General features: G+C 72.3%; 3 protein-coding genes and 1 pseudogene. 2 read left to right on the forward strand and 2 right to left on the reverse strand.

All coding sequences use genetic code 11. The annotated features are described in order from the left end of the window. Both H5J33_RS26585 and miaB read right to left on the reverse strand, forming a co-directional pair. A pseudogene (locus tag H5J33_RS26585) lies at positions 1-360 on the reverse strand (hypothetical protein); the annotation flags it as partial. Positions 361-516: 156 nt separating this feature from the next. Next, on the reverse strand, positions 517-2,046 hold the full coding sequence (miaB, locus tag H5J33_RS26590) for a tRNA (N6-isopentenyl adenosine(37)-C2)-methylthiotransferase MiaB (RefSeq protein WP_181797386.1): 1,530 nt from the start codon (positions 2,044-2,046) through the stop codon (positions 517-519). 442 nt (positions 2,047-2,488) lie between these two features. Here miaB and H5J33_RS26595 point away from each other — a divergent pair, with 442 nt between their 5' ends. Next, a complete protein-coding gene (locus H5J33_RS26595) occupies positions 2,489-3,010 on the forward strand; it encodes a regulator component (protein ID WP_181797387.1) in 522 nt (173 codons plus the stop codon). After that, positions 2,997-3,908: MAB_1171c family putative transporter (locus H5J33_RS26600; protein WP_220212771.1), on the forward strand; the 912-nt coding region annotated here is incomplete at its 3' end. The genes H5J33_RS26595 and H5J33_RS26600, both read left to right, overlap by 14 nt.

Raw genomic sequence — 3,908 nt, forward strand, 5'->3', positions numbered from 1 at the left:
CGGAAGCTGCTGGGTGCCCGCCTCCACTCGCGCTCGTCCAGCAGGCGCAGGATGCCCTCGGTGCAGCACACGGCCGCGTTGCGCGGGTTGCGGCCGGTGGCGAAGGCGTTCGGGGCTCAGACGTACGTCCACGTCGACCCCGAAGCCGCGGAACGTACCCGGGGTGCCCTGCGGGAACGGGCCGCGCCCGCCCGGTTCGGCGGTGCCGACGACCACCAGCAGGTCGGGGCGGGCGGCGGCGAGCACGCCGAGCGCGTCCGAGCAGGCCGTGCGGGCGGCGTCCAGTTCTGGTGCGGCACCCGCGGCGACCTCGGGCACGAGCAGCGGAGGGCAGGGGCAGACTGCGGCGGCGACAAGCATGGTCGGCAGGTTAACTCCCCGCGCGGACCGGCCGGGCGCCACCCTCGGTCACCGAGGATGTACGCCCGGATGCCCGTGCGACACCCGCGCGCCCGGACAGCCGTGCGGGGACTCCGCACACGCCCGGACGGACGTACGCCCGTACGCCGACGGGTCTCAGTCGCAGCCGCAGCCGCTGCCCGCCGGCACCGGGAGCGGCTCGGGCACACCGATCTTCGGCAGGCCCAGCATCACGCCCGCCGGCTTGGCGGCCTCCGCCGCGTTGCGGTTCTCCCAGGCGTCGCCCGCGCGCGTACGGCGCACGGCGAGTACGGGGCCCTCGGCGAGGAGGTGGTGCGGGGCGGCGTAGGTGACCTCGACGGTGACCACGTCGCCGGGGCGGACCTCCTGGTCGGGCTTGGTGAAGTGGACCAGGCGGTTGTCGGGGGCGCGGCCGGAGAGGCGGTGGGTGGCGCCGTCCTTGCGGCCCTCGCCCTCGGCGACCATCAGCTCCAGCGTGCGGCCGACCTGCTTCTTGTTCTCCTCCCAGGAGATCTCCTCCTGGAGGGCGACCAGCCGCTCGTAGCGCGCCTGGACGACCTCCTTGGGGATCTGGTTCTCCATGGTCGCGGCGGGGGTGCCGGGGCGCTTGGAGTACTGGAAGGTGAACGCCTGGGCGAACCGGGCCTCGCGGACGACGTGCAGCGTCTGCTCGAAGTCCTCCTCGGTCTCGCCGGGGAAGCCCACGATGATGTCGGTGGTGATCGCGGCGTGCGGGATGGCGGCCCGCACCTTCTCGATGATCCCCAGGTACCGCTCCTGGCGGTAGGAGCGGCGCATGGCCTTCAGGACCGTGTCCGAGCCGGACTGGAGCGGCATGTGCAGCTGGGGCATGACGTTCGGGGTCTCGGCCATGGCCGCGATCACGTCGTCCGTGAAGTCACGCGGGTGCGGGGAGGTGAAGCGGACCCGCTCCAGGCCCTCGATCTTCCCGCAGGCGCGCAGCAGCTTGCTGAAGGCCTCGCGGTCGCCGATGTCGGAGCCGTAGGCGTTGACGTTCTGGCCGAGCAGCGTGATCTCCGAGACGCCCTCGCCGACCAGGGTCTCGATCTCGGCCAGGATGTCGCCGGGGCGGCGGTCCTTCTCCTTGCCGCGCAGCGCCGGGACGATGCAGAAGGTGCAGGTGTTGTTGCAGCCCACGGAGATCGACACCCAGGCCGCGTAGGCGCTCTCGCGGCGGGTCGGCAGCGTGGAGGGGAACGCCTCCAGGGACTCGGCGATCTCCACCTGCGCCTCCTCCTGGACGCGGGCGCGCTCCAGCAGGACGGGCAGCTTGCCGATGTTGTGCGTGCCGAAGACGACGTCCACCCAGGGCGCCTTCTTCACGATGGTGTCGCGGTCCTTCTGCGCGAGGCAGCCGCCGACCGCGATCTGCATGCCGGGGCGCGAGGCCTTCCTCGGCGCGAGCCGGCCGAGGTTGCCGTAGAGCCGGTTGTCGGCGTTCTCCCGGACCGCGCAGGTGTTGAAGACGACGACGTCGGCGTCCCCGTCCGCGTCCTCGGGCGCCCGCACGTATCCGGCCTCTTCGAGCAGCCCGGCCAATCGCTCGGAGTCGTGGACGTTCATCTGGCACCCGTAGGTGCGGATCTCGTAACTCTTGGGGGCGGGAACGTCCACTGCCGGGCTCCGGTCGCTGCTGCTGGTCATGCGTTCCAGGGTAGGCGGTCCAGGGCGGCCCGTGTCCCGGGAGTTCCCAGGTGGTACGGCCGCCCGGCACGGCGGACAGGGACGATGACAGACCCGCTCCCGCCACCTGTGACGGCAGTCACAGCGGTGCGCCGCAGGCGCGTCCGCGAAGGCCGCGAGGACAGGAGACATTTTCCGCCAAAGGGCGTCCGAAAGCCCGGGCAGGCGTGTGCAAAAAGGCGGACGACCTGCTTAGGTGGGTCGGCAGCTTGCCCCGGGGACACGGCCCGTATCCGTACCGGCAAAGCCTCTCCGGGGCCACACCGGACCACTTCACCGACGAGGAGGTCTCCGAGCGAGTGAGACACCCAAGCGAGTCCGCCGTCGCCCCCGACGCGTCCGGGACGGGGAGCAGCCGCAGCCGTTCCGGCCGGTGAGAAACAGCGAGCGGGGGTGACGTCAGGTGAGGAGAACGAGCGAGTACGCGGCGCTGCAGCGCAGGTGTGCCGCGATCCTGCGGGATCTCGGGGTGGACCGGTCGCTCACCCTGGAGGAGCTCCGCGCGCGGGTGGAGGAACTGAGAGGCCGTCCGCTGGTGCTCCGGGAGCTGCCCGAGCAGGCGGCGGCCACCGGGGCGTGCGGGCTGTGGCTGGGCACCAAGGACGCCGACTACGTGTTCTACGAGACCAGGACCGCTCCCCTGCACCAGGAGCACATCATCCTGCACGAGATCGGCCATGTCCTGTGCGATCACCACCGCACCTTCACGGATGACGGTGAGCTGCCGGCCGGCCGGCTCCCGGGGGCTCCCACGTCCCATCTCGTCCGACGGCTGATGGCCAGAACCAGTTACACGACCACCGAGGAACAAGAAGCCGAGATGATCGCCAGCCTGATCCAGAGCGCCGGGAAGACCGGCCGGGTGGCGGGTCCCCTGGGACGCCTCGGCGCGTTCCTGGGGGTGACCGCCCATGCCGGTGAGTGAGCTGGCGGCCCGGGTCGGACTCGCCGGCGTCGTCGCTCTGTGGTGCGCCCTCGTCTGGCGGGCGCGCCCGGCGCTGCGCGAGCCGCGGCTGCGGGGGCTGTGGATCACCGTGCTGGCGACGACCACCGCGATCACGCTCTTCCAGCGGAGGGTCGTCAGCGCGCTCACCTCCACCGGCATCGACGTCCACACGGTGTCGCTGGTGCGCAATCTGATCGGCGTCCTCAGCGCGGGACTGGTCCTGCTGTTCGTGGTGGACTGCCGGTGCTCCCCGCGGCTGCGCCGCTCTGTGGTGGCAGGGCTGACGGCGGTCCTGGCGGCGCTGCTCGTGCTGGATCTGCTGGGGGCCGGTCAGCCGATCGGCGCGGCGTCCGCGCAGCGGCCCGCGTCCGCGACGGCCGCCTACTGGCTGATCCTCAGCATCGCCCACCTGCTCGGCGACGCCGTCGCCGTGGTGGTGTGCTGGCGCTACAGCCTGCGTACGACGGAACGCGATCTGGTGTGGTCGCTGCGGCTGTTCGCGGTGGGCAGCGTCCTCGCCCTGGTCTTCTGGTGCGGTTACCTCGGCCACCTCTACGGGCTGGCCCCGGCCCTGCTGCCCTGGCTGTCCATGGTGATGGGGGCGCACGGTCTCCTGCGGGCGGCGTCGCTGCTGGTGCCCACCGCCACCGCGCTGGCCCGGTCCGCCGCCGCGCTGCGGACCTCCTGGCGGCTGTGGCCGCTGTGGCGGGACCTGGTGACGGCGGTCCCCCACGTGGCGCTCGCCCGGCCCCGGCGCAGCCGGCTCCAGGAAGTGCTCCGGCCGCGCTACCCACCGGTGCTCCAGGCGCACCGGCAGACCATCGAGACGTACGACGCGCTGCTGACGCTCCAGCAGTACGTGCGGCCGGACGCCTAC

Source organism: Streptomyces sp. WELS2 (genome assembly GCF_013870595.1).
Lineage (GTDB): Bacteria > Actinomycetota > Actinomycetes > Streptomycetales > Streptomycetaceae > Streptomyces.